Genomic DNA, 25774 nt, shown 5'->3' with positions numbered 1-25774 from the left:
TTAAAAAACTACTCCAAAACCGGTCTATTCAGGAATATTTCAGAATAATAGCTCTCCTTTTTCTGAGTCAACTTTCATAACGACTGTTCGCCCAATTGGTAAAGCTAAATTGTACGTTACATGGCCAGCGGGAAAATCAAAAATAATTGGGTAATTATACTCGAACACCGAATCGGCAATTATTGAAAACGCGTCTTTGCCAAATGGTAACGATGGATTAAGGCGCATATCGGAAAACTGGCCTACTACCAAACCTGCTAACTTCGCCAGTCTACCTCCCCGACGAAGTTGAGTCATCATGCGATCGAGCGAGAAAAGTGTTTCGTCTATATCCTCGATAAATAGAATCGATCCTGAAAAGTCGATATCTGTAGACGTACCCAGCGAATTAACAAGCATGGTAAGATTGCCACCAACCAGCGACCCCTTTGCCTCACCTATCCGGTTAAGCGAATGGGCAGGCACAGCATAGTGCGCTGGTATCTCGCCAAATAGCCATTGCCTCACCGATTCAAGCGATTGAGAGCGGTCAGGGTATCCAAATTGGCGGGGCATCAACCCGTGCAAGCTCTGAATTCCATGCTTGTAGAACAGGCTTAGCAAAACGGTTATATCGCTAAAGCCGACGAGCCATTTGGGGCTCTCGTGTAAGCAGGTCAGGTCTAATTGGTCTACAATTCGGTAGCATCCGTAGCCCCCCCGAGCAGCAAAAACTGCTTTTACGGATGGATCATCAAAAAGGCGTTGCAGATCCGCCCGCCGAAGGTCATCGGAACCGGCGAATGGGCCATCAATGGCGTGTAGGCTATCACCTTCCAGTACATTTAGTTTCCAGTCGTCGCGCAGGATACGCAATCCATCAACTAACTCTTCATATGGAAACCAACTGGCAGGAGCTACTACTCCGACCGTATCGCCAGGGCGCAGAAATGGAGGAGAAATCAATTCGGTTTACAATTTATGGTTCACACAGTAGGCTTGCCTTTAATTACATCATGAGCAACTAAACTACCTTGAACCGAGAACTAGTTAAGCTCAACTTCTTCAGTATCATCCAGTTTCTCAAGATCGAGATTAACAATACCGCTTTGGCCACTGTCAAACATGGGGCGAAATTTGTGTCCCCAAAGAACTTCATCATACCGATACGAATACCGTCGATGAACTACCTGCGAGAATGTATCGTCCATTGCCTGGAGCAAAATTAAGAATTCAGTATCAGATTCGGCAAGGTCTTCGGGCGTACAGCCATGTAATGGACTTTTATTCGTAATAGCGTGGACCAGGGTCCAGTTAGTTGGAAAAAACGTTACTTTCTTCCGCTCCAGACTTAAGGAATAATAATTACGGTGCTTCGTTCCATCCGCTTTAGTTTCCATGCGCGACATAGTTACTTCTACCAGCACATCGATCAACTGGTGTGACCGTGCATTAATGATCCGGAACATCCAGGCATTTACATCCAGATAAGGCGCAAACACTGACCGTTGGGAAAATTTAATATGAGCAGATGGTCGCGAAAACCGGCCGTACAGGAGTCCGGTTACCAAAGCAAACGACAGTAATCCCATCATTGACTCGAAAGCGGCTATAATACTAGTCAGAAAGCTAGTAGGGGCAATATGTCCGTATCCTACAGTTGTAAGCGTTTGAGAACTAAAGAAAAAAGCTTTCCAGAAAGGTCCATAAAATGATTGGTCCGAGGTACTCTGAAGATTCTCAGCGCCAGCCAGCATATATACTACGGCAAAAAAGCCATTCGCAATGAGATAAAATACCAAGACTAAGCCTAAAAAAGGCAACCATTTGATGGTAATCAGCCGATTATAGAGATTTAGTTGATCCCAAAATGTTCCGTTCTTACGAAATATATTAAAACTACCATCTTTGTTGATTAATCGAGAATAGGTATCACCGAGCTTTGTTCCGAACCCTAAATCACGCCTTTGCTCCTCTTGTTCAACAAGTTGACTGTTCCGTCCCTGTAAATTCTGTTTTGGCAAAGTATTCATATAGTCTATAGAGAAGTGCTCTTTTAGTAAATTTTTGACGGTAAAGGCAACTTTTAAAACAACTTTAATTCATCTATTGATAAAATATTAAGTATTAATACTTATTTTAGCAGAAAATTTAAAGAAACCGTCCGTAACGGTTCTTAATCCACGAAGATACAATGAAATCATCTGAAGGTATGATTAGTATAGTCGTACCAGCCTATAACGAGGAAGAGAACTTACCCGTTTTAGTACATCGGCTCATGGCCGTTATGGAGCCGTATCGATCTTATGAAATACTGATCGTTGACGATGGCAGTTCTGACCAGACTCGCTTTGTGCTTCGGCAGTTAAGCAAAGAGTATCCTGTAGTACGGTTTCTTTCTTTTTCCCGCAACTTTGGTCATCAGATGGCCCTTCGTGCTGGTTATGAAAATGCCAGAGGTCAGGCGATAATCTGTCTCGATGCAGACCTCCAGCACCCTCCCGAACTCATCCCTACGCTGATCAGTAAATGGCGCGAAGGCTTCGAGGTCGTTTATACGGTTCGGCAGCCCGATCCAAAATTATCCTGGTTCAAGCGTACAACGTCAAAAAAGTTTTACAGCCTGCTGAGAAATATTTCAGGCCTTAAAATTGAAGATGGTGCAGCTGACTTCCGGTTACTCGACCGCAAAGTTATCGACACCCTGAAGGCTTTCAAGGAAAATGATCTGTTCCTCCGCGGGGCGATTTCGTGGGTAGGTTTCCGCCAATGCCGGATTCTCTATCAACCAGCCGCTCGCTACGCAGGTCGTTCTAAGTACTCATTTCGCAAGATGATGCATCTGGCTGCCATGGGTATCACCTCGTTCTCTACCAAGCCCTTGTATTTGTCTGTTCTGCTCGGCTTCGGCATGTTCATGTTTGCCAGTTTATTCGGGGCGGAAGTCCTCTACGAAAAGTATTTTACAAATGCGACCGTTTCTGGCTGGACTACGCTAGTCCTGTTGATGCTGCTCATCGGTGGTGTTCAATTCATCATAATCGGGATCATCGGCGTATATTTGGGGAAAACGTTTGTGGAAGTAAAACAACGCCCGGCTTATATCATCGGCGACACAAGCGACATTGAGGAGACCGTTACAACATGGGAAGCCCCAACCAAAGAGCAACACCCCCTGGGAGGCAAATATTATTCACCGTTGATGTAGAGGAGTTTGATACTGCGGTTGAGTTCGGTCACAACATTCCACTGAGTGAGCAAGTGGCCGTTTCAACGCGGGGTCTGCGTTTGCTGGCCGAACGCTTTGATGCAGTTGAGGCTCGTACCACGCTTTTCACTACGGCTAATTATGCCCTTCATGAACCCGAATTAGTCTGTCAGCTAGCTGGTAAGCACGAAATTGCGTCCCACGGCTATTTCCACACGACTTTCGAACCTGCTGATTTACTGACATCCAGATTAACGCTGGAGAAATTACTTAATCGTCCGGTAACCGGCTTCCGGCGCGCGCGCATGGGTTTTGTCGACCCCAACGATGTTGAACAGGCAGGCTATCAGTATAATTCATCATTGCATCCGACCTGGCTCCCTGGTCGCTATAATCACTGGGGCGAACCACGGCATCCATTCCGGGAAGCAGGTGTCTGGCAAATCCCGGCATCCGTTACGCCTACCCTACGGTTGCCGCTTTTCTGGCTAAGTCTAAAAAACTTTCCGTTTGCTTATTATAAACAACTATGCAGGCAAACGCTTCGAGCTGATGGCTTTCTGAATTTATACGTTCACCCCTGGGAGTTTACGGACCTGTCGGGCTATGAAAAGATCCCGGCTTATGTTCGGCGTCATTCCCGGGAGGAATTACTTGACCGGGTTGAGGCACTACTTCGCTATTTAAAGCCACAAGGCGAGTTTAGCACAATGCACGAATTTGCCAGCTCCTTATCGTAAGAAGTCTGCCAGGATTTTTTAAAACCGAAAAAGGCATTACTGACCAGTAATGCCTTTTTCGGTTTTAAAATCTAACTTATTCAGATAAATACCACGTCATCGATAACATCGGTACCCATGTCTTTATTAACAAGTTGAATTAGTTTCTGCTTGGCATTGACGAGTTCGTTACGCAGGGGAGCCGAAGCGATCTCGATATGTAATTTTCGGTCCCTAACGTAGAGACGGTTTGTTCGCGATGCAATCGTTGGCCCCATCATACGTCCCCAAAAGGCTTCGAGGTACGTTTCGTTGAAGCGAGTCTGAAGTTGATACGCTTTCAGCAACTGCCCGATTGCATCCTTCACAGTTGTAGTTCCGGCTACTCGGGTAGCATTCTCACGGTTGTAACGGTAGGATTGATTCATTGGGGGGGTGTCTTCGCCACAAAAGTAAATATCCGCCCGATTAAATAAACCTTACTCGACAACGAAGTCAAAAAAAATAAGGCAACGGTCAGAAAATAGAGTCTGTGTTTGGATTGGCGCGCTTTGGCTAGTATACTTGCGGTATCAAGTCAATTGCCAGACGTCAATCATTTCATACCGACGTCAATTGATTTATAAAGAAGCGAGGAGAGATCAGGCTCTGTGAATCGCTGGCAACCTACCACATGGCAAGGTGCTAACTCCTGCCTAAAGCAACCGCAAAAGCGGACGGTTAGGGACTATAAATCGTTTATTCACATGCGCTACAAACGGCACTGTATGCCCTACGAGGCCTACTAAGCATCACTCACCTCATCGCACCGCTAACCGGGAGTGGTTTTGTGCGGTTCCATATGTTTATGGTTTTCAGCGTAGTTATGCCTCCATAATTCCTGAAAACGTTAGGGCAGAAAACGCATTATCCATTGGACATCCATTATTTTAACTATAAATATTCGTTCCCGCTTGAGTCGGGAGAAAGCTTACCGGGTTTTCGGTTAGCTTACACGACACGCGGTACATTGAACAGCGATGGATCTAACGTTGTCTGGATTTGTCATGCTTTGACTGGTAATGCCGACCCCGGCGACTGGTGGAATGGCATGGTAGGGCCAGGCAAATATTTTAATCCCGATACCGACTTCATCGTCTGTGCCAATATTCTCGGTTCCTGTTATGGCTCGACCGGGCCGCTCTCAGTCAATACAACTACAGGGAAACCCTTCTACCATGATTTCCCGACAATTACAATCCGCGATATGGTTGAAGCGCTGGACTTGTTACGGCAGGAGCTGGGTATCGATAAAATTCATACCTGTATTGGTGGATCTGTTGGCGGAGAACAAGCCGTTGAATGGGCAATTCTGCGCCCGAATCTAATCGAAAATCTGGTTCTGATTGCTGTCAGCGCGGTAGCATCGCCCTGGTGTATTGCCTTCAATGAAGCGCAGCGTATGGCTATTGAAGCCGACCCTACCTGGATCGAACAACGCGACGATGCAGGCATGTCGGGGATGAGGGCCGCTCGGGCTATGGCCATGATTTCTTATCGTAACTACGATACATATGGCTTTACGCAGGCTCTCGATAACAATGAACAACTCGATGGCTACAAAGCGGCTGGCTATCAACGCTATCAGGGAGAAAAAATAGCCGATCGATTTAATGCCTTTACGTACTGGACACTGTCGAAAGTAATGGATTCGCACAATGTCGGCCGAAACCGAGGTAGCATTCTGAACGCACTCAACCAGATAAAAGCTCGCGCTCTGGTAGTTGGTATTCGTTCCGATTTGCTGTTTCCAACAGCCGAACAGCAGTTTTTGGCCCGGCATATTCCGAATGCCGTCTACGAAGAGATTGATTCCCTATATGGCCACGACGGCTTTCTGATCGAATTCCGGCCATTGGGCAGCATTCTCCGGAAATGGATGGCTTCAGCCGCATCTGATTCAAACAAAATGGCCGAAACAGTAAAAAAGTAACGCATTATTCCTTCATTAGCATGAAGCTTTCTTCAACGAGCGGGTAGCATCACTGAAAAAAATTATTCTATAATGCCTAAAGGGTTCATAAAGATTAGACAACACATTTGTCAGCTTATGAGTTAACCCATTCTGGTGCAGTAATCTACCCATGCGGGTTGTAAGAAGCCATTAGGCAACCCTTAATCATACAATAACCAGATGGTCTGGTACGAAGACGACGTTCGGCAACTCGAAGCCAAAATTAAGTTAGCTCATCCCGCATCCGATCGGGTTGTTTTTTATGGTAGTTCATCGATTCGGCTTTGGTCGACGCTGGCTCAGGATTTTCCGCAACTCGATACGCTTAATTTAGGATTTGGCGGTTCAACATTGGCGGCCTGTGCCTGGTTTTTTGATCGGCTGGTCGTTCCGGCAAATCCTAAATCCATTGTATTTTACGCAGGTGACAACGATCTGGGCGACGGTCGGCATCCTGAGGAAGTTTACCTGTTTTTTTGCGCGCTTGTCGAAAAAATGCGCCGGGAGCTACCCGATGTACCGCTGTTTTTTCTAACGATCAAACTTAGTCCGGCACGCTGGGGAATTGGCGATAATATTCGCCTGACAAACAAACTCATTACCGACGAAGTGGCTAAAAACCCTGCTTTTCGAACCATCGACATGACTTCGCCCTTATTGGCTAGCGATGGTCGGCCACGTCGCGATTTTTTTGAAGGAGATGGACTTCATCTTAACCCGGCTGGTTATCAGGTATGGAAACGGATCTTACAGGAATCGCAGATTTTTAATAATTTGTTTACCTACTAAGTTAGCCTGATTTGCCCTCTCTGATGCAATTTCACCCAATCTATCACCTTCCTTATGCATCGTGAGTATCATAAATGGTTCAGTCCAAATCTGAATCGTGACATGGAGTTGCTTGTCTTCGGCCATTCGGGGGCTCGTGTACTTGTCTTTCCGACCCGACGAGGTCGTTTTTATGAGTATGAAGAACTGGGGCTTGTAAATGCCCTGGCCGACCGGCTTGAAAATGGCTGGCTCCAGCTTTTTTGTGTTGATAGCGTTGATCGGGAAAGTATTTATAACCGCTATATTCCTCCACCAGAACGTATTAAGCGGCATGGGCAATATGAGGAGTATATTCTGAATGAAGTTCTGCCGTTTTCGCGTCTGAAAAATCCGCAGCCCTTCATGATTTCGCACGGATGCAGTTTGGGAGCCTATCATGCGGCAAACATTGCCTTTCGTCATCCGCAATGGTTTGGCAAATTAGTGGCACTCAGTGGCCGATACGATTTATCGGCTCCGGTAGCTGAGTTCAGGGGGTTATTCGATAATTATTACGATGAGGATATTTATTTCCATAACCCCAATCATTTCCTCCCGAATTTGGGCGATGGTATTGTCCTCGACGAATTGCGACGAATGCAGATTGTGATGACTGTGGGAGCTGCCGACCCGTTTCTGAACAGTAATCTGGCCTTAAGCGAAACCCTTGGGCTAAAAAACGTATCGCACGAATTCTACATCTGGGATGGGCGGGCTCATCAGGCCGACGACTGGTACAAAATGGTGCAGATATACCTCTAGTCGTTATTCTGACGAGGGCAATTTAGCAGCCAGATCCAGGTATGGCTCCAGTTAATGATGCACAAAAATCGTTTTTTTGTTGTCATAAGTTTCTAGCCAAACCGTGTTGTGGATGCCAGAATACATACAGGCAACGTTAGAAGTTTTTCCATAAAATACAGGGAAGAAGAGGGTAAACAGTTCTCATTAACAGCTAATTAGTTGTTGATGAGAACTGTTTACCCTCTATATATCATTTTGCCGATTCCACCCGTAAGCGTGCCAGTAGCCTTGTATCGTGCTTTAGCTGTAATTTGTTTCGCTCAGCGTTTTTACAAATGTACTTTTGGCAATTTAGCCTTAATAGTTAACTATCTATTCTACAGGCCATTGCTGCGGCTCCAGGAGACTATTCCCGACAATGCGCTGGGCATTTAACAACGCATTGGCATACGGCTCATACAACACGCGCCCCGGTGGATCGACCGATAGATCAGCATCCCATAATCCGGAATGATGCCAGCGATCCAGATGGTCCCAGTCGGGCCGGTCAATGATCGGATACAAACAAACACCCCAAAGCGGTACACCTGCTTCGATCACGGCGGCACATTCACGACCAATCATGTTAATCCAACCGGGCCGGTCAATTCCAGGATGGCTGGTTTCGGTCAGAGCAATGGGTTTATTGTATCGATGGTGTGCTTTTAGAAGTAATCGCCGTAGAGGCACCCAGCGTGGATCAGGAATGGCATCAGCCCAACCCAAAAACGTACTGGTTTTGTTGATCCACTGGTTATTGTAGTAATAATTAAACCCTAGAATATCGAGGTATTCGGGCGAACCACCCAACTCTGGACGAATAGCCCCGGCTAATATATCTACTGACTGAAACTGGTTTTCGTCGGCAATGGCAGCGTCTATAATTTCCTGTTCGGTAGCGTTCATCGGTGGCACCATCTGTACCAATGGTTCAGTCGTCAGAATGCGAATTGATGGATCTATTTCACGCATAGCGGCAACGCCTTCAATGTAGGCTCTCATTAGCCCAACTTTCACTTCCCAACCCTGTTTGGTGCAATAAGGCGATGTACCACGCACATCGCCCCCTAACCAGGAAATAAAACTGACTTCATTGATGGGGGTTACAATTAGTTCATCGTCGGGATACAGATCGCGATAGAAATGGACAAAGGCCCGACAAAGTGCGGCAAAACGGCGGGCAAACATCGGGTGTAGGGGCGTCAAATCGTCGGGATAACCAAAATGGCACAAATCCCAAACTTGCTGAATGCCCTGCCGATGCCCTTCGGCCAACAGTTGTTCAACCACATGCCAGTCGTACTGATAAGCGGTTTTCTCGACCTGACTCCAGCGAATACCCTCCCGAACCGTGCGAATGGCAAACGAATCAAGGTGTTTATAATCGTCGCTTAAGCGTTGTAAATGTCCCGTTAGGGGTAGAAAATCCACCCGATTACCAAAGCAATTGAGTTGATCTGTGCATTCATAACCTGCCCACCAGAATGACTGAAAGGGGTTCTTCGTTAAGAATGTACGTTTGCTGATCATAATTTCGGGTTAAATGTGTATAGTTATCCAATATGACTAAAAAAAACATCGGTCAGCTTATATCCTGGGCTTTTCTGAGGGAAGGGGCTATAAATTGCCAACTATGATTCATCGATGCCGATCGGTCCGTTGTCAGCGATTTGCCGTAAATCCTCATAATGCCTGAACGATAGCGATGACCAACTTGGCCGAGTTTCGGGCAGCCGTGGGATAAAACTTGTCGTAGGCAATGTGCGCTTCGGCATCGGCACGATCGCTCAGGCTACGAATAATCAGGTGCGGCACCTTTACCTGATAACAGACCTGCGCAATAGCCGCTCCTTCCATTTCAGTAGCATCTGCGCCAAATTCAGCCCGTAAGCTGCTTACTTTTACCGACGATGCAACAAACACGTCTCCTGTTACAACCGTACCGGTCATAACTTTCACCGGCCGATCAGAAACGCCACCAGATGCTAATGGAATTCCTTCCAGCGTAAGACTTGTGACTACTTTTTCAGCTAATCGCATCAACGACGAATCAGCGGGGAAATAAACCGGATTAAACTGTTTCGTGATAACGTTTCGAGTTTGCCGTGTCGGTGTATTTTTATCGGTGATCGAACCATAGTCGTGGTGGGCGGTCCGGCCAGCAATGACAATGTCACCAGGTTGTAAATCGGGGTTTGTGCCACCCGCAATACCAGTGAACAGTACGCGTTCTGGGCGAAAATGGTCGAGCAAAAGAGCCGTGGTCATGGCTGCATTGACCTTGCCGATACCTGTTTCGGCCACAACGACTTTGTGTTTGCCAATGCGCCCGGTGGTGAATGTCACTCCGTCGACGACAACAGTTTTGGGCTTTTTCAGCGTCTGTTTAACTAACTCAACTTCAGCCCCGAATGCGCCTAACAAGCCTGTAATGGAGCGAGGTTTGTAGTGCTGAGCAATGGTAGTTTGTGAAAGAAGCAGCAGAACGAGTAAGTGTTTTTTTACGAGTTTATTATTCATACGGTTGTATTAAGCAATCACAAGGTACAGCCTTTTGCCGAGAGGAGGAGAATATGCCAATTTACCGTTTTACTCTCTGATTAACTGCATCTCGTAGTCACAATCGACATTTTTCGTACACTCATGGACTCATTACATACCGGATAAAAATTATTGGGGTAAACTGTTGGTTATAAAAAACTTAAATAAGAAATTTAGATAACTTGTATTAATAAAATATCATTTTTTACAAATAAAATGACAAAATATGCCGCTTTTTTACTAATCGTTGGGCTTTTAGGACTACTTACCGGAAAAACAAGCTGGGCTCAAACCGGCCCAATTTCTAATTCAACTCTTTGTGGTACAGTAGACCTCACCCCCGCACAGGCCCTATCGCTTGTCCAGCAAGCCAATCTGGCACTACAAGAAAAGAGAGCTTCCGGAGCTGTATTTACGAATATAACGTATATTCCCATTCGCCCCCATATTGTTCGCCGGAGTGATGGCAGTGGTGGTCTGAGTCTTGCTAATCTGAATCGGATGATGGCGGCTACGAATAGCTATTATTTGCTCAATGGCTTTGGCATCCAGTTTTACTTTGCCGGTACTACACCCGATTACATCGATAACGATGGCCTATTCAACAGTTTTCCGTATCCGGAAGGGTCAACGGTAGATAGTCGTGATGCTGCCAATGCAATGAACCAGTATTACATTCATAGCTTTTCTGCCAGTGTAGGCGGCTACGCTTATTACCCTGCCAATAACATCGTTACAACACGCTCTTTTATTGGGGTATTTAATAGCACGGAAGCGGATATCAACGATGCCAGTGACCGGATAATACCCCATGAATTAGGCCATAACTTTAACCTCTACCATACATTTGGCAATAACAATGGTATTGCAACTTCGACCGAACTGGTCACTCGGGGAGCCGGGGCCAACTGCACAACCGATGGCGATCTGATCTGCGATACGCCTGCCGATCCCTATGGCATGTATGGGGCTGATGTTACCTATGTCAACAATTGCCCTCAATACAATCCGAACAGCTTCGCCCACGATGCTCATAATGAGTACTATACGCCCTCCATTACCAATATCATGTCGTATTATTTCCCCTGTACGCATGATTTTACGCCGGGGCAGTACGATCGGATGCAGGCCGGATTGGCCCTCCGTCAGACCCATACAGCTTATACGCTCGATGCCCCGGCTACGAATGTCGCACCAGTCAGTAACCTGACGGCTAATTTTACGCTGACATCAATTGTACTCAACTGGCAGGACAATGCCAACAATGAGATGGGTTACTTCATTGAACGCTCTACCTCCCCCACATCGGGCTTTGCGTCCATTGGGGGAGTAGGCCCAGATGTAACAACATTTACAGACACCAAATTTGACAACCGAACAGTCTATTATTACCGCGTTCGTCCGTCCAACACAACTACAGGCAGTATAAGCTCAACGGCTAACGTTGACACGACAATTCCTTCGATAACCGGCCTGGTCACAAACAACATTACGGCGAATAGTGCGGTCCTGAGTTGGAATAGCCTGGGTTCAGGCCTAACCTACGATGTACAGTGGCGAGCCGTAGGAAGCGCGACCTGGACCACTGTTGCTAACATCACAGGTACAAGTAACTCCCTTTTCGGTTTGACTCCGGGTACTGCCTATGAATGGCAGGTGAAAGCGTCAATCGGTACTGCGTATTCCGGCCCCATTAGTTTTTCTACTCCCTGTACAGCCCCACAAAACATTTATTATTCGACAAATCGTACTGTGGCATACCTATCGTGGTTTGGTAGCAGTTCCCCAGCGTATACTCTCCAATGGCGTCAGCAGGGAGCTGCCAACTGGACTACTGTGACAGGAATAACGACCCCAACCTATTCCTTAACAGGATTGACCTCATTAACTGCCTATGAATGGCAGGTACAAAGTGTTTGTTCGCTTACAGCCAGTTCAACCTACGCTGGTCCGCAGTCGTTCACCACGCTCTCCTGTCAGGCTCCATCCGGGCAAAACGCTATTCCAAAATCAATCTCGGCTCAGTTAAGCTGGTATGGAGGTTTTGATCCAGGTCAAACATTTGAACTCCGTTACCGCCCTGTAGGTACAGTTAACTGGACATCAGTCGCCAGTTTAACAACTACAACCTTTTCGCTGACCGGTTTAACAAATAACACACAGTACGAATGGCAAGTCAGGGGTATCTGTTCCATGACTGAGTTCTCAAACTATACCACTCCGAGTACCTTTACTACATTGTGTCTGGCAATTACTGGCTTAACTGCTAGCCCTAGCAACACATCAACCATTCTATATTGGTTCTATGCTGGCATTCCTGAGCCGGGCAGCATCTATGAGTTACAGTATCGCCCCACAGGCAACCCTAACTGGATGACTGCTATTGGTTATAATTCCGGCTCATCGTATAATTCCCGAACGATAACCGACTTACTGGCCAGCACCACCTATGAAGCCCGCATCCGAACACTCTGCTCACCAGGTGCATACACTGATTATTCGACCACAGTTACCTTTACAACGGGCTGCTATGCCCCAGCCCCCAACAGTCTTTATTTAAGCAACACATATTCTTCCTTCGTCCAACTTCAATGGAGCGTTACTATCGATCCCGGTTCATCGTTCGATCTGCGTTACCGCACCATAGGCGCTACCGACTGGTCAATACTCAATGGCATAACGACTCAATATTACTCATTGACGGGTCTGAACGGCAACACCCAATACGAATGGCAGGTTAGAACGGTTTGCTCGCCTTCTACCAGTTCGACCTTTACGGCTGGTCCAAACTTTACAACCAACTGCCATTTGCCCAGCGGGTTATATGCACTTGCCAAGCTAAAGTCAGCTACGCTAAACTGGAGTTCTGACGAATCTGGCTCTAGCTACGAGGCTCGGTATCGGCTGGCAGGAACCACCGATTGGACCACAGTTAGTAATCTGACCAGCACAAGCGTCGCCATAACAGGCTTAATTAGCAATACTGGTTATGAATGGCAAGTCAGAGTGCGATGCGGGAATGGCTCATACTCAGATTTTTCATCCTTAAATACCTTTAATACAACATCCTGTAGCCTACCCTATAATTTAGTGGCCTCAATTAGCTATAACGGGGCCCGTCTGAGTTGGACTTTTGGTAACGCTGATGCTACTACGCGTTATGAAATTCAATATCGGCCAACCAACGATTTTGCGAATCCCGGCTGGTATACGCTCTCAAATCTGACCAGCGATAGTGGCAATGGTTATGTGGACATCGGCGGATTAATTTACAATAGGTTTTATGAATGGCAAATCAGAACACTTTGCTCACCCACCGAAAGCACAGCCTTTTCGGCTAGTTCTTATTTTGCTACTCAGTGTGAAACGCCAACTAATCTTATTGTTACGACAACACCGACAACCGCCCGATTAAACTGGTCATTTCAACATGCAGATGTCGACACTCGGTATGAAGCCCGCTATCGGGTCATTGGAACTACTAACTGGGTATTCGTCGGTAATCTGACAAGTGACACTGGTGTTGGCTATATTGACATTACTGGATTAACCAACAATACACAATACGAATGGCAAATCAGAACCATGTGTTCAGCGACCAATGGTTCGTCATTTACGCCATTAGCCACATTCTCGACGCAATGTAGTGTTCCTGGCGGACTGCTCGCCAACGTTCTGACTAATTCAGCGACGTTGTCCTGGGCCCAGTTGTCAGGAGCCGCTGGTAATTATGAAGTACGATACCGGCCCACTGGAACAACGGGCTGGACAACGATCAGTAACCTAACCAGTACCAACACGGTAGTATCGGGACTCACAGCAAACACCGCCTATGAATGGCAGGCAAGAACGTTATGCGGCAACAATGTTGCTTCTGATTTTTCGGACATACGAAACTTTACAACTAATTCCTGCAGTTCGCCGGTAAGTTTATATACGAGCAATTTGGCAACGACCTCGGCCCGGTTGAACTGGTCTTTCTATAGTGCAACAGCCGAGACTCGTTACGAAGCGCGTTACCGGGCAGTAGGAACCACCGACTGGGCGACACTCAGTAATTTGACGAGTCTACTTGGAAACGGTTATTTTGACGTGGCAGGCTTGACCGAAACGGGCCCCTATGAGTGGCAAATTCGAACGATTTGTTCGCCTTCTGAAAGCTCGGCCTTCTCTTCATCGGTTATTTTCCGAACGCTTAGTCCTTGCCAGAGTATGTATACCGTTAAAACGGGTTTATGGACAGACCCTACAATCTGGTCATGCGGGCGATTACCACTCAGCAGCGATATCGTTGAAATCAGACATTTTGTAACCGTCCCGACCAATCTGATCGTTTTTGCGAAGAAGGTCAGCATCGACAGCGGGCAGCGGCTGATCTACAGTCTCAATACTCAATTGAAGACAGGGTTTTGACGGTTAATCATCGGGCATCATGCTGATACCAGTTTTGAAAAATTGGTATCAGCATGATGCCCGAATTGGGGGGAAACCCAGCAATCAAAAGTGCTCGATTTTGCCTGACCAAACGATGGATGAGCCAAAAAGATTGAAAAAAACTCACCCAAAAGTCATTTTTCATGACAATAGAACCGCTGTGTGTTTGCTGAATTCGCGTCTTCCCTCGTTGCTTTTTACCGAAATGCCAACTTGTCTCTTTTATTCACTTGCACATGGCGAAATACACCTACAGGCTGATTCGAATCAGACATTAATAGGATTCATAGTCGAAATGCAGGGTCTCTATAGTGGTCCGGTTACCAGCAGGTAATGGCATAGTGGATGTCTTAACCCGAAGAACGGGTAGATTAGCCGCATTGTATTGATATTGATAGGAAATGGATTCGGCCTCAGCAGACAAAGGATTCTTCTCGGTCAACACATTGTTCTGGCTCAAATTAAGCACATTATCGATCCCGCCAAAATAGGCTTTGGGCGACCCTGGTGATGATTGTAGATTAACAAATCCATTGGGATAGGGTGATGGAATAACATATATCCCGTAGAAAGGATTGACTTTATCATCGTGGGTATAAACATTGTTAGACCCACTGCTTGGCAGCATTACGCCATGCCCTGTTATGTTCAATGTTGTTTGATAGGCCGTCAGGTTATGGCCTGTGAACGTGAAACTCCCTGATCCATTGATCGTAAGGCCACCCGTGGCAAAATTACTTGTATGACCTACCGGCTGATTGGCGCCATTGTAGCTAAATGTCAGGGTTAGTCCATTCACATACTGTATTCTGGAAACCTGGCCCGTAGCGTTATACGAATATAAATACTGCTCAACCCGGTTGGGCCAGCTACCTCGGGGATACAATACGACCTCATGCCGAAGCTGCGTAAATCGGTTCTGCTCATCATAAGAGTACGTGCTATATTCAACCTCAGAAACAGTACTGTCGGGTGTCTGATAGGTCAGGATGGCGCTAAGCTTGCCCTGTGAATCATAGGAAAAGGCGCTGATTTTGGACCGATTATCGGGTAACTCCTGAGTTATTGTTTTGACTCGCAAACGGACTGGCGGTGAGCCTGGAGGCACCAGAAGGCTATGATCGGCGCATTGAGACAGTGCTAAAATCACCAGTAATCCGGTAACCCATTGGTATAAATGTGTGCTTTTCATGATTTGTATAAGAAAATGAGGTGTATTTGGAATAAGGCTATTAACAATGTAAGCTGGCCTGGCCATCTGTAGCGAACAGCTTACTCATTTATAATTAACTAGCCACTTATGTGAAAAACTTCCGGCTAACAGATTAGCCGGAAAGTCAATAGATTCCAGAATAACAGTGCAAAGGGTAAATTGAGACGTTTAATGCTATGCCTAAGCCAGTAAGGAAATATATTGAGACGGCATTATTTGGAGGAATACTCCTATTTCTGGTTTATCAATCGGTACGGTGGGCCATGATTTATTGTTTCCCCAGTTATACGGTTGGAGTAGTCACAGCGCCTTATAAGGGGGCTAAGGGTATGTATGGCATCGAATATGTCTATTATGTAGCAAACAGGACTTACGCCAGTAGCCAGCGAAGAAACACATTTGATAAGTTAAAGGTAGAGCCAGTAGGCAGCCGGTATGTAGTTAAATATTGCTCAAAAGTTCCGCGCTGGAGCAGGATGTATATGGGCCATCCTGTTCCGGACAGTATTCCTGATTTTAAGATTTGGTCAGATTTCCCCGCTACAGGCTGGGAAAGGCTTTCGAACCAGCGGGAAAAAACACAATAGGAGTCACGTTAGGAGTTGTGTGATCCGTACAGTACAATTTCGTTACCTGCGCTCTGGATACACTTTTTGTTCATAAACCAGGTTCGATCGCTAAACCATATGCCGTTCCCAGCTTCCGGGAGTATATACAATTTCATAGTTAAAAACAGCCTACGATTGACTGCAATGCTAAGCGAAAGCTGGATTTGACTGGGTATATTTGTTTATAACTAATCTGCATCAACAATGAGAGCCATCGATAGTATCCGGCAAAAAGCAAATCAATTAACGCTTGATAAAGTAGCCCTAAACGGCGAGCTAATTCACAACTGGGAAGCGTATAGCCCATTCGACGATGGCCATTCGACTCAGGTAAGGATCTATTTTAATGACTTCTATATTCGATTTAGGCAGGATTATTCGCCTACTGTCAATGAGTCGAACTTGCGGGTAGCCCCCGTCCTGAAAATGGTGGATCGGGAAACCCTGGAAAAAAACTTAAAGAGAGCAGAGGGAATTATTGACGAAATACGCCATACCCATTTCAAGGAAGAAATGGCACGGGTAATCGAATTTAATATGATTCTGGATGATGGCCGCCCAATTGAGCGATGAGAAAACTGTTCGGTTTTCAGCAGCTTTGACTAGATTCAACTAGCCCATAATATTCATTTCCTGAACCCCTGTTCGGCCACTAATCACCCGTTTTTATTTATTTCTACGGATAGACTAAGGGTAAATAGGCATTTATCCGTCTACTTTATGTACTGAATATCCTGAATTGTTCAAAAGTGGGCATTACGGGCTTTAGAGAAATTAGTCAAGTCCCCATTTTGCTACTGGCTAGATGGGGCTTTTTTATGGTTGAGAATCAACAGCATCAGGTTAAATCGATTTTTGCCTGCGTACAGTAAATCCAGTCCACTCTACTCCTTCAAGCCGTAATCTGGCGACTTAATACAATACCCACAAGCAGCATAAAGTAGACGATTAAAAGTAGGTATTCTCCATGCCTGACTTCTCATTAGGTGTCCAATATACACGTTTTGCCTACCCTTCCTTTCGACAATGAAAAAGCTATTCTCCCTCCTTTTTTTTCTGGGGCACTTATCGGTAGTCGCCCAGCCCGCGGCCGAATCGTATCCCATTGACTCGGCTTCAATTGAGCAGGCCAATGTTCCTAAAGGTGAAGTTATGAAGTTTACTTTTCAGGATTCCAAACGATTTCCTGGAACCTGGCGCGAGTATTGGATCTATGTACCTGCTCAATACCGTCCTGATAAACCTGCTTGTGTATATGTCAATCAGGACGGCATTCAGTGGAAGGCCCCCACTGTTTTCGATAATTTAATTCATCGAAAAGAAATGCCCGTAACCATTGGTGTTTTTGTCATGCCCGGCAAGGTGCGAGTTGTCGATGGCGACCCTACTCATGATCGGCTGAATCGGAGTTTTGAATATGATGGCCTGGGCGAAGCTTATGCCCGGTTTATTTTAGACGAGATTTTACCCGAGGTTGAAAAGCAAAAGACCAGTGATGGCCGATCGATTCGACTCTCGAAAAGTGGCAACGATCGTGCCATTGGTGGCTCAAGTAGCGGAGCCGTTTGTGCCTTCACCGCAGCCTGGGAACATCCAGAAGCTTTTTCCAGAGTATTTAGTGCGATTGGGACCTACGTTGGGCTACGGGGTGGCGACCGATACGCAACTTTAATTCGCAAATATGAGCCAAAGCCTATTCGCGTCTTTTTACAGGATGGAACCAATGACCTGAATAATTTCGTCGGCGATTGGTGGAAAGCCAATGAAACCATCGACCGGGCCTTGATTTTCGCGGGCTACGAGGTGCAGCATGTGTGGGGCGAAGGCGGGCATAGCGGCCAGCATGGTACGGCTATCTTTCCCCAGGCTATGCGATGGCTCTGGAAAGACTACCCAAAACCTGTTACAACTGGACAGACTAAGAATCCTTTTCTACTAGATATTCTACAGCCTAATGAAGGCTGGGAACTGGTTGGTGAAGGCTACTCCTTTACGGAAGGGCCAGCGGCAAATGAGGCAGGTGAAGTGGTTTTTCAGGACGTATTAAACGGAAAAACGTTTAAAGTTGACCAGACAGGCAAACCTGTCAGCATTAATACCGATTCCAAAAAAGCGGCAGGCACAGCCTACAGTACTACAGGGCAGCGATATACCGTATCAAGCCGGACTAATGCGGTATATCGATACGATCGTTCAGAAAAAGAGACTGTAGTAGTAGAGGGGCTATCGGGCAATGACATTACGGTGGCAAAAAATGGAAATCTATACATTACTTCTCCGGATGGAATTGACAAGCCAAGCACAATTTATCTGATCAGACCCGACGGCCAGAAAGTAGTGGTTGACGGCGGTGAAGCGCCAACGGGCTTAAAGCTCGCCAATGGGCTGGCCTTCACACCCGATCAGCGTCAATTATATGTAGCTGAATCGGCCTCGCACTGGATATGGGCTTACCAGGTCCTGCCCGATGGGCAACTGACTCATAAGCAACGCTATGGGTGGCTTCATGTTCCTGATACCGCCGAAAATGCCTGGCCAGATGGACTGAAGTGCGATAGTGCAGGCCGTGTCTATGTGGCCACACGACTAGGTATCCAGGTTCTTGATCAGACAGGCCGGGTCAATGCGATTATACCCACTCCAACAGGTTATCCTTCCAATTTATGCTTTGGTGGCAAAAACTTTGACACCCTATACGTAACATGTGGAGCCAAGGTATATCGACGTAAATTAAAAGTAAGAGGTCTATCACCTAACTGATAAATCGCCACCTAATCAAATTCAACTGATAGCTATCATGGGCGACAATTGAAATTTGGTATTTTTGATACATGGAAGGATTATCTGATCAGATAGAGCCGAATTTACCATCGCCCGAGCAACAACGGATCGATGCCGCGAATGATTTTCTGACTATTTGTGACCGTTTATCTACGGGCTATGATAGTGGCTATTATTGGGAAGATGTGCAGCGGGCTTTGCGCATTGCCGCTGGCCTGGAAAAGTGGCCTACCTGAACAGGTTATGGTTGAATTTGCGTCAAAACTAGCCTTTCTATGCTAAGGACTCTCTTGATTTCGTTTATATTGAGAAGTCTATAATCTATTCCTGATCACAACCATGAGCCAGCCTGTTTACACATCCATTCCCGATACGTCGGACGCAAATTACTGGGAGATAAAGTCTCACAGTGAAAAGCACCAGAGTAGCACATTCGTACCAAGGGATAAAGAGCTGCATCAACAATTAAAGGCAAAAGCCTGGGTTGAGATTCAAGCCTCATTGGATCGTAAGCGACGAAATTATTAACCTAAATGCCTTCCAGTAAGCCAGCAAACGATTGTAAAATCATCGATTGCCAGGCATAGCCGTGTCCTTCTTCTGGGTACGTCATGATTTCTGTACAATTCGTACGCACCTATTCAGGAAAATCTACAATAACCAATAGGAAATTGATTTATAGAGCGCTCGTATCTGGAAAAGTCGGGTACAATTGTTACGGTGAAAGTGTACTTTCCAGGGGTTTGCATCTAGCCCACGAAAAAGATCAACCAGATACTATAATAGGCGCTTAAGAGAAGTAAAACTACGCCTACATAATAACTGATACAATACGCTAGCTAAGCCAATAAATACCTGAAAAAATCAGAATATTAAGTGGTCTCGACGGGACTTGTACTTATACCTATAAGTATTTAAATATCAGCATCTTTACAATGTTACAATAACATAGGTGACGGAATAGGTGACGGATATTAAAATAACATTGCGGTAAGAATACCTACTCAATAACAAGACTTATATTTGTATTAATCAAGAAACCACGTTGGTTCTTGGTTTGGCCAGAGTTGAGCTGGCGGTTCCCCCGGCCTATTTATTTTTTAGATCTAGTTGAACTTTGAAGACGATAACGATCAGCGATAGATTCGCAATATGTTCGAGTGGGTCGGATCGACTCCTGGAAATTGATGCAGTTTCAACCTAACTAGACTAAGGCCAGTTCGTTGATCTTAAGGACTGACCTAATTGAGGTTGATTAAATCGAAATTCTCTCGTAAAGGCTAAAAAACCAGAACCCCATGTCTGGGGGGGCTGTCTTAATTGAAAAGCGCCCAGATGAATAGCGGGCATTTTGAGTTCTGGTATAGACTGCTGCCAGCCAGGGCTACTTGCCACATTATGGCCAAAATCAGGATAGGCTAATCTAGGAAAATTCGTTGACGAGTCGAATGAGTCAGCTAGCGAGGGTAGATTAGTCGCCATTGGCTGATATAATGAATGGAATAAAGTTGTAGTACTATCTAGCAGAAAAACTTCCCCAGCCAATAAATTAGCGGTGGTTCTTGGCGGAAGGTAAGTCGGATGCGGTTTAAAGCCAAGAACGGGAGGTAGTAACCTCAATCGAGCATCCATAAAGGAAGGCCTCTTCCCCTGCTGTACTCCCGCTTTAAGATCATTCTCATACAGTTGAACATGGAGTGGATCCCATGGGTCTACCCATGTATTACCTGTTAGCAAGCCATGTCGTTCGCTTAAAACTTGTAAATCCTGAATAAAGGCGTGGTTCCTGGGGGGATCGCTGCCAACACTACGATCCGTAACGTGAACGGCCATTGCTTGAGGATTGCCTGCCCGGTCAGTAACGTTATGAAAACTAAATTTTGCACCTGTGCGATCAGGATGCTCTGCTTTAAGTTTTTGGTGATCCGCAACCGATCGATAACCCGTTCCTTCTTTTCCATATATTTCAGGTATGAACGGATGCCAGCCTCTAGATACTAAATCGGCCATGACCAGTTTAATACGCCGGGCTAATTCAGGGTGAAGAAGGGACTCGAACTTATGTGTCATGGCAAGAAATGTTTAGAGCAAAAACAGCGTACTCGCAATGGATGGATAGTTAATAAGGCTTGCAACGTATAGTTCTACTAGAAGCTGTAAGTTGCTCCTATATTCGTGATCAGCGCTGTCCATATAAATCTTTTAATTGCGGAAATAAATGGACAGTACTTTTGAGCTTTCGGAATTGGTATAACCAGTTACTTGGGATCAATTGTTTTTCTGACTTTTTGGAAAGTTATAGTGGTATATTCCTTTTGCATCGGTATAGATGTTTAAATCGTACTTTCCGATCATTCGGCTTTTTAGTGTCCTATTTTTACTTATTTCATTGGCGCAGTGTAAGCAACCATCCGTACCTGTTCCTCAGAATACCACGCCGACTCGCGATGATAACATGGTCTTGGGTAATCCCGATGGAGCCAGGCTGAGCGAGATTAGTCCCAATGCCTATCTGATTGCCGGCCTACCTACAGCTTATCGTATAATCAGTCGACTGGTATCGCTAATTGGTGCAGCTGGCATTTGGGTTCCGCCTGGAAAGGATCAGCTACCCGCTACTCGGGCAACTTCACCACAGATCACTCGTTGCCCGCTAGTTGGTATCAGGTCAAACACAGCGATTACACGAATACCGGCTTCGATAGAGGCCACCTCTGCCCCAGTGATGATCGGGACAGTACGACCGAGGAAAACAAGACGACATTCCTATTAACCAATATTGTGCCACAGGCTCAGCAACTCAACCGGCAAAGCTGGCTCCGACTGGAAGATTATTGTCGGAGTTTATTAGACCAGGGTAATGAACTATACATTATCGCCGGAACCCAGGGTAAAGGTGGTGAAGGCGATAACGGCCCAGCGCGTAGTCTTGCTAATGGGAAGCTAACGGGTCTTGCAGCCCTCTGGAAGGTGATCGTTGTGCTGCCGGTAGGATCGGATGATTTAAGCCGAATAACCACTCAGACGCAGATTATTGCGGTCTTTATGCCCAACACCAATGTAGTAAGCGAGCAATCTTGGGGAAATTACCGTGTAAGTGTCGATGAGCTAGAGAAGCAGACAGGGTATGATTTATTGTCAAACCTGCCTGAGGGCGTCCAGAAGATGATAGAAGGAAAGATAGATAACACCTTATTATAATGGAAGAGTACCTATTGAAAGTTTGGCTTCCATTTTCTCTCAAAAGTAGATGAAAGAGAGATTACAAGACTGATGTAGTTTGACCTAATGGATTTATCTAACGATTAACAAGAAAGCCCGGATTCATCGTCCGGGCTCTCTTTATTTAAGAGATGTCTTCAGTAAGGCTTTTCGTACTTTCTCGGCAGCGGCTAGATCCGTCAGAGTGATGTTGGTTTGATGACGAAGGGTTGGCGATGCGGTCAGAATCTCCGTAGCCATCTTGATCAGTAGGGCCGCAGTGGCTGGACCGTTTACCTTTCGACGGGTTGCCCGAGCCGGTTTACGCTCTCCTGAAACCGGGAGTAATTGATGCAGGTTAATGGACTCCATACAGGCTTATAAACAGTTATTTACGTTCTATATAGAGAACAAAAAACAACGAGTATTCATTCGTAAATGGGAGGCATAGAACTTCTTATTTTGCCTTCAATACTGCTTCCAGCCCGTTGTATACAACGTTAAGCCTACCTGATTTGACCATTCATTCTGCTTGTGCTGGTCCCTGGTGAAGTATGCTTTTATACGAGCGAAATTGGTTCGCGTGTCCTGATATATGTCAGCCAGGATGATCATACATACCGGACGGTGTTCGTAAAGCAGAGCTTATTCCTAAGCGTCAGGACTCCTACTGGTAAGATCCTCCAGCTAGGAGGTTATGTTACTTAGGTTGGGTGTGTTTGCCGTACGGCAAACACACCTCAGGGACGTTAACCAGGCCCGAAACGACACTTTGCCCCTCTATCAGGCGCTATTTTTTCGTTAACTGGGGGAAATCTCCCCCTGTGAATACATAGTTGTCGGCGGCCGGATCGAAATCTAGGTATTTGTCGCTGTGTCCAACCTCATCCTTTGACACATCGAAATAGCCATTAAAATCAGGCTTTTCTGTATGGAATTGTTTGTAAATGTAGTCGCGAGGCCACAAACCCGTTAATGGCTTTGTCTTATCGTTGGGGGCTGGATTGATGATGTGACCGGGAGTCGAATCGATAAATAATTCTTTGGCAGCATCAGCTGAAAGTTTTTTACCATCGAACTCAAAATAAAATTCTTCAAATGTATACGTATCAAGGGTAGGACCACCATAAACGCCCCGTACATAACTCCCTTCGTAACCCGGCTGGCTATAATAATTAACGCGTACATGTTCATTTGCACCGCCCGCGTAGTAACCCGCTTCATGTACCCCAAGATAATGGTAAGTCATGTTGCCAGCTTGAATGATCATCGCATTCCAAATGTATTTTTTGAATCGAAGCAAGGCAGTATTCCGTAGTGCTTCGTATTGAGCACTATCTGCCGGGACGCTGCCATCTGGGAAATGGTTTTCCGCCAAATCCTTGAGGGTGTATTTTTTGCCCATAAAGTCAATATCCCCCTTCGCAAACGCGGCCTGCAAATTGGCGTAATTATTTTCGCTGCTTGCCAGTGTAAGCAGACTGTTGGAAACTGCCGTCATCATATCGTCGTAACCCGCCTTAAAACCGCCAAAGGCAGCATCTACCCCTTTTTCTGTTTTTGCCTCGAGTCCCCATTTCTCAATTTGCGTAGCCGTAGCGGCAATGATCGGCCCCACACCCGGAAATTCTTCTACCGCTGCTTCTAAGATCCCAAACCCTATATCCGTAAAGATCTCTACGATAATCTTTGTCCAGTCCGAGGGCTCTGCGCCACCTTTTAACAACGCCCACACCCGCTCTTCATAAGCACCGGTAAATATGAATAGATCGTCATTCCAGACTCGCATACGTAATAAATTTTTGGCAGCCTCGTCGTACAGATCCAATTCTGCCTGGCTCAGTGGTGGTTTGCTCCCCAGGCCCGGAGGATGATCTGTACAGCCGGTTAGAAGCGAGGGCAGTACAACGGTACCGGCAGTTGCCAGGGCGGCATCCCGTAGCCAGTTCCTGCGACTTAGTTTGTTGGGGGTGTTTTGTGATAGCATGGCGAGGTTTATTTTATATGATTTAGTTTACATTGGAAAAGACACAGTCAGGCAGGACCATCCTGCGGACGGCCTGGGTAACACAGGTAGTAGGCATTGGCCTGCCAGGTTTTGGTTTAAGGTTTGCCCGGATAGCCTAAGGCCACGCGGGCCGCGTAGGCTGCATCGTAGAGGGTATTCAGGCCTTTCTCAAACGAATCCAGCCCTTGGGTCAGATCCCACAAAGGCAGATAAACCACCACCGATACGTCGGTCAGGGGGTCGTAAATGATCAAAGCCGTATTGCCAATGCGCGCCCCGGTGTGCCCATAGCCCAGGTCGGGCCGGATGTGGATACCTAGCCCATACAAATTATTCGCTGCTGAAACATCGGTCTGCATGAGCTGCACGGTTTGGGGCGTTAACACATTCTGGCCTTTCATCAGCGAGCGGATGAACGTATTCAGGGCGGGCATCGTCCCATACCCATTCCCTTCCCCTACCTGCGCACTCATGTTATAATCGCCGTAGTAGATGGCCTGGCCGGGCGACAATACCAGCCCTTCAATACGGGGAGCCGGTAAGATCGTATCATCGGCCCTGACCGGAAACCGAATAGCAACGGGTACTGGCGTAGTGGGGCCTACGATGTGATCCTGTAGATAGTTGTCATAGGTTTTCTCGCTACCACTTTTAGTCGAATAGACCCGGGCGATAATATAGCCCAGGATGGAATAACCGGTATTACTGTAGTGATAACCCATACCGGGGGCAAAGTAGGACAGCTGATGCAGCGTTAGCTGTTGCACCATTTCCTGGGTGTTGAACTGGTGAGTCGGATCGGCTGTCTGGGTAGCGTCAGTGAAGGAGGTACCATTGAAGCCGGGAACCGGGTCATTGTCCACATCGAATACGCCCGAACTATGTTGGAGCAGTTGCTCAATGGTAATCTCATTTTTATAGGGAAAATCCCACGCTGGTGTGTTGGGCACATAAGGGATGTTCGTGCCGGGAATTAGGTCGGTGATGTGGGCTTTAAAATTCAGCCAGCCCCTCTGATGCATATGCATAATGGCGGTGGCCGTAAACGTTTTGGTGTTGCTGGCGAAGCGGAAATTAGTCGTTTCGGTCATGGGGGTACCGCCCGGGGGCACCGAGGAGACAAAGATTTTTTGGCTTGGCGTTTGAATCAGCACATTCAGAGAGGGCACCTGATTCTGGAGGGCATTCTGTAGCTCAGCGCGAACCTTATCGACGGCTTGCTGAACCCTCTGAGCCGGGAGAATAGGATGATCGTCCAGGTTAATTACGCTACAGCCAACCAGCAATCCGGTCAACCCAGCTGTCAGGCAAGAGCGGAAGAAAACGGTACGAACAGACGTTCGTGAAAAATCGAGCAGACGACTCGGGTCCGTAGAAAAGTTAGGTTTCATACGTTTATTGAGCAATTGTTTTGTAAAAAGAATGATACTCGTACGGTAGTTGTGAGAAGCCGTTCTACCTACAGGTAGTGGTAACCCGTATTGATCGAGCCTCAA

Annotated in this window: 22 protein-coding genes and 1 riboswitch; of the genes, 12 read left to right on the top strand and 10 right to left on the bottom strand. The window is 46.4% G+C overall.

All coding sequences use genetic code 11. The annotated features are described in order from the left end of the window. Window positions 1–39: 39 nt before the first annotated feature. Together GJR95_RS21120 and GJR95_RS21115 are read right to left on the bottom strand one after the other, a co-directional pair. Complete coding sequence (locus GJR95_RS21120; RefSeq protein ID WP_162387748.1) at window positions 40–945, bottom strand: S66 peptidase family protein; 906 nt, start codon at window positions 943–945, stop codon at window positions 40–42. An 80-nt stretch (window positions 946–1025) separates the two neighbouring features. Further along, entirely contained in the window at window positions 1026–2012 is a 987-nt protein-coding gene (locus tag GJR95_RS21115; RefSeq protein WP_162387747.1) for an ion channel, read from the bottom strand. 161 nt (window positions 2013–2173) lie between these two features. Here GJR95_RS21115 and GJR95_RS21110 point away from each other — a divergent pair, with 161 nt between their 5' ends. Continuing rightward, window positions 2174–3187, top strand: a complete 1014-nt coding sequence (locus tag GJR95_RS21110) for a glycosyltransferase family 2 protein (RefSeq protein WP_232540810.1) — start codon at window positions 2174–2176, stop codon at window positions 3185–3187. Beyond that, window positions 3124–3927 (top strand): polysaccharide deacetylase family protein, encoded by an 804-nt coding sequence (locus GJR95_RS21105; protein WP_162387746.1) that lies wholly within the window; start codon window positions 3124–3126, stop codon window positions 3925–3927. The genes GJR95_RS21110 and GJR95_RS21105 overlap by 64 nt, the downstream gene beginning before the upstream one ends. 80 nt (window positions 3928–4007) lie before the next feature. Here GJR95_RS21105 and GJR95_RS21100 read toward each other — a convergent pair whose 3' ends face one another. Continuing rightward, window positions 4008–4334, bottom strand: a complete 327-nt coding sequence (locus GJR95_RS21100; RefSeq protein ID WP_162387745.1) for a DUF721 domain-containing protein — start codon at window positions 4332–4334, stop codon at window positions 4008–4010. Window positions 4335–4523: 189 nt separating this feature from the next. Beyond that, window positions 4524–4642, top strand: a riboswitch (SAM riboswitch). A gap of 177 nt (window positions 4643–4819) precedes the next feature. Between GJR95_RS21100 and GJR95_RS21095 the strand changes: the two genes are divergently transcribed. The 3 genes from GJR95_RS21095 (at window position 4820) to GJR95_RS21085 (ending at window position 7471) form a co-directional block, all read left to right on the top strand. Then, window positions 4820–5878 carry a homoserine O-acetyltransferase family protein gene (locus GJR95_RS21095; RefSeq protein WP_162387744.1) on the top strand — a complete coding sequence of 353 codons (1059 nt, stop codon included), beginning with the start codon at window positions 4820–4822 and terminating at the stop codon, window positions 5876–5878. Window positions 5879–6079: 201 nt separating this feature from the next. Continuing rightward, entirely contained in the window at window positions 6080–6688 is a 609-nt protein-coding gene (locus GJR95_RS21090) for a GDSL-type esterase/lipase family protein (RefSeq protein WP_162387743.1), read from the top strand. A gap of 54 nt (window positions 6689–6742) precedes the next feature. Further along, window positions 6743–7471 carry an esterase family protein gene (locus GJR95_RS21085; protein ID WP_162387742.1) on the top strand — a complete coding sequence of 243 codons (729 nt, stop codon included), beginning with the start codon at window positions 6743–6745 and terminating at the stop codon, window positions 7469–7471. Window positions 7472–7825: 354 nt separating this feature from the next. Here the strand turns inward: GJR95_RS21085 and GJR95_RS21080 are convergent, their stop codons facing one another. Together GJR95_RS21080 and GJR95_RS21075 are read right to left on the bottom strand one after the other, a co-directional pair. Beyond that, on the bottom strand, window positions 7826–9022 hold the full coding sequence (locus GJR95_RS21080; protein WP_162387741.1) for an amine oxidase: 1197 nt from the start codon (window positions 9020–9022) through the stop codon (window positions 7826–7828). 153 nt (window positions 9023–9175) lie between these two features. Continuing rightward, window positions 9176–10012, bottom strand: a complete 837-nt coding sequence (locus GJR95_RS21075; RefSeq protein ID WP_162387740.1) for a 5'-methylthioadenosine/adenosylhomocysteine nucleosidase — start codon at window positions 10010–10012, stop codon at window positions 9176–9178. 237 nt (window positions 10013–10249) lie between these two features. Between GJR95_RS21075 and GJR95_RS21070 the strand changes: the two genes are divergently transcribed. Then, a complete protein-coding gene (locus GJR95_RS21070; protein WP_162387739.1) occupies window positions 10250–14446 on the top strand; it encodes a fibronectin type III domain-containing protein in 4197 nt (1398 codons plus the stop codon). A 295-nt stretch (window positions 14447–14741) separates the two neighbouring features. Here the strand turns inward: GJR95_RS21070 and GJR95_RS21065 are convergent, their stop codons facing one another. Continuing rightward, a complete protein-coding gene (locus GJR95_RS21065) occupies window positions 14742–15659 on the bottom strand; it encodes an RHS repeat protein (protein WP_162387738.1) in 918 nt (305 codons plus the stop codon). 197 nt (window positions 15660–15856) lie between these two features. Between GJR95_RS21065 and GJR95_RS21060 the strand changes: the two genes are divergently transcribed. The 5 genes from GJR95_RS21060 to GJR95_RS21040 all read left to right on the top strand — a co-directional run bounded on the left by GJR95_RS21060 (window position 15857) and on the right by GJR95_RS21040 (window position 19597). After that, complete coding sequence (locus tag GJR95_RS21060; RefSeq protein WP_162387737.1) at window positions 15857–16267, top strand: hypothetical protein; 411 nt, start codon at window positions 15857–15859, stop codon at window positions 16265–16267. 225 nt (window positions 16268–16492) lie between these two features. Continuing rightward, window positions 16493–16861: a hypothetical protein gene (locus GJR95_RS21055; protein ID WP_162387736.1), complete on the top strand. Its 369-nt coding sequence runs from the start codon at window positions 16493–16495 to the stop codon at window positions 16859–16861. 453 nt (window positions 16862–17314) lie between these two features. Next, a complete protein-coding gene (locus GJR95_RS21050) occupies window positions 17315–19048 on the top strand; it encodes an SMP-30/gluconolactonase/LRE family protein (RefSeq protein ID WP_162387735.1) in 1734 nt (577 codons plus the stop codon). Window positions 19049–19119: 71 nt separating this feature from the next. Continuing rightward, window positions 19120–19305, top strand: a complete 186-nt coding sequence (locus tag GJR95_RS21045; RefSeq protein ID WP_162387734.1) for a hypothetical protein — start codon at window positions 19120–19122, stop codon at window positions 19303–19305. 103 nt (window positions 19306–19408) lie between these two features. Continuing rightward, a complete protein-coding gene (locus GJR95_RS21040) occupies window positions 19409–19597 on the top strand; it encodes a hypothetical protein (protein WP_162387733.1) in 189 nt (62 codons plus the stop codon). A gap of 681 nt (window positions 19598–20278) precedes the next feature. Here the strand turns inward: GJR95_RS21040 and GJR95_RS21035 are convergent. Then, the gene (locus tag GJR95_RS21035; protein WP_162387732.1) at window positions 20279–21139 is read right to left on the bottom strand and encodes a hypothetical protein; all 861 of its coding nucleotides are present in this window, start codon (window positions 21137–21139) and stop codon (window positions 20279–20281) included. A gap of 489 nt (window positions 21140–21628) precedes the next feature. On the opposite strand from GJR95_RS21035, the gene GJR95_RS21030 reads away from it, so the two are divergent. Beyond that, a complete protein-coding gene (locus GJR95_RS21030; protein WP_232541287.1) occupies window positions 21629–22270 on the top strand; it encodes a DNA/RNA non-specific endonuclease in 642 nt (213 codons plus the stop codon). Between the two features lie 141 nt (window positions 22271–22411). Here GJR95_RS21030 and GJR95_RS21025 read toward each other — a convergent pair whose 3' ends face one another. The 3 genes from GJR95_RS21025 to GJR95_RS21015 all read right to left on the bottom strand — a co-directional run bounded on the left by GJR95_RS21025 (window position 22412) and on the right by GJR95_RS21015 (window position 25669). Further along, the gene (locus tag GJR95_RS21025; RefSeq protein ID WP_162387731.1) at window positions 22412–22642 is read right to left on the bottom strand and encodes a hypothetical protein; all 231 of its coding nucleotides are present in this window, start codon (window positions 22640–22642) and stop codon (window positions 22412–22414) included. Between the two features lie 418 nt (window positions 22643–23060). Then, the gene (locus GJR95_RS21020; RefSeq protein ID WP_162387730.1) at window positions 23061–24257 is read right to left on the bottom strand and encodes a hypothetical protein; all 1197 of its coding nucleotides are present in this window, start codon (window positions 24255–24257) and stop codon (window positions 23061–23063) included. Between the two features lie 116 nt (window positions 24258–24373). Further along, window positions 24374–25669 (bottom strand): serine hydrolase domain-containing protein, encoded by a 1296-nt coding sequence (locus GJR95_RS21015; protein ID WP_162387729.1) that lies wholly within the window; start codon window positions 25667–25669, stop codon window positions 24374–24376. Between the last annotated feature and the right edge of the window lie 105 nt (window positions 25670–25774).

The organism is Spirosoma endbachense, from assembly GCF_010233585.1.
Lineage (GTDB): Bacteria > Bacteroidota > Bacteroidia > Cytophagales > Spirosomataceae > Spirosoma > Spirosoma endbachense.
The sequence above is the reverse complement of the archived record's forward strand: the minus strand, read 5'-3'. Positions and strand labels throughout refer to the sequence as shown.

What these genes read in the sequence shown, in the direction of transcription:
- GJR95_RS21025 (WP_162387731.1), bottom strand. Translation starts at nt 22,642, where the DNA reads ATGGAGTCCATTAACCTGCATCAATTACTCCCGGTTTCAGGAGAGCGT.
- GJR95_RS21075 (WP_162387740.1), bottom strand. Translation starts at nt 10,012, where the DNA reads ATGAATAATAAACTCGTAAAAAAACACTTACTCGTTCTGCTGCTTCTT.
- GJR95_RS21070 (WP_162387739.1), top strand. Translation starts at nt 10,250, where the DNA reads ATGACAAAATATGCCGCTTTTTTACTAATCGTTGGGCTTTTAGGACTA.
- GJR95_RS21015 (WP_162387729.1), bottom strand. Translation starts at nt 25,669, where the DNA reads ATGAAACCTAACTTTTCTACGGACCCGAGTCGTCTGCTCGATTTTTCA.
- GJR95_RS21055 (WP_162387736.1), top strand. Translation starts at nt 16,493, where the DNA reads ATGAGAGCCATCGATAGTATCCGGCAAAAAGCAAATCAATTAACGCTT.
- GJR95_RS21040 (WP_162387733.1), top strand. Translation starts at nt 19,409, where the DNA reads ATGAGCCAGCCTGTTTACACATCCATTCCCGATACGTCGGACGCAAAT.
- GJR95_RS21110 (WP_232540810.1), top strand. Translation starts at nt 2,174, where the DNA reads ATGAAATCATCTGAAGGTATGATTAGTATAGTCGTACCAGCCTATAAC.
- GJR95_RS21020 (WP_162387730.1), bottom strand. Translation starts at nt 24,257, where the DNA reads ATGCTATCACAAAACACCCCCAACAAACTAAGTCGCAGGAACTGGCTA.
- GJR95_RS21065 (WP_162387738.1), bottom strand. Translation starts at nt 15,659, where the DNA reads ATGAAAAGCACACATTTATACCAATGGGTTACCGGATTACTGGTGATT.
- GJR95_RS21080 (WP_162387741.1), bottom strand. Translation starts at nt 9,022, where the DNA reads ATGATCAGCAAACGTACATTCTTAACGAAGAACCCCTTTCAGTCATTC.
- GJR95_RS21090 (WP_162387743.1), top strand. Translation starts at nt 6,080, where the DNA reads ATGGTCTGGTACGAAGACGACGTTCGGCAACTCGAAGCCAAAATTAAG.
- GJR95_RS21045 (WP_162387734.1), top strand. Translation starts at nt 19,120, where the DNA reads ATGGAAGGATTATCTGATCAGATAGAGCCGAATTTACCATCGCCCGAG.
- GJR95_RS21060 (WP_162387737.1), top strand. Translation starts at nt 15,857, where the DNA reads ATGCCTAAGCCAGTAAGGAAATATATTGAGACGGCATTATTTGGAGGA.
- GJR95_RS21115 (WP_162387747.1), bottom strand. Translation starts at nt 2,012, where the DNA reads ATGAATACTTTGCCAAAACAGAATTTACAGGGACGGAACAGTCAACTT.
- GJR95_RS21085 (WP_162387742.1), top strand. Translation starts at nt 6,743, where the DNA reads ATGCATCGTGAGTATCATAAATGGTTCAGTCCAAATCTGAATCGTGAC.
- GJR95_RS21105 (WP_162387746.1), top strand. Translation starts at nt 3,124, where the DNA reads ATGGGAAGCCCCAACCAAAGAGCAACACCCCCTGGGAGGCAAATATTA.
- GJR95_RS21100 (WP_162387745.1), bottom strand. Translation starts at nt 4,334, where the DNA reads ATGAATCAATCCTACCGTTACAACCGTGAGAATGCTACCCGAGTAGCC.
- GJR95_RS21050 (WP_162387735.1), top strand. Translation starts at nt 17,315, where the DNA reads ATGAAAAAGCTATTCTCCCTCCTTTTTTTTCTGGGGCACTTATCGGTA.
- GJR95_RS21035 (WP_162387732.1), bottom strand. Translation starts at nt 21,139, where the DNA reads ATGACACATAAGTTCGAGTCCCTTCTTCACCCTGAATTAGCCCGGCGT.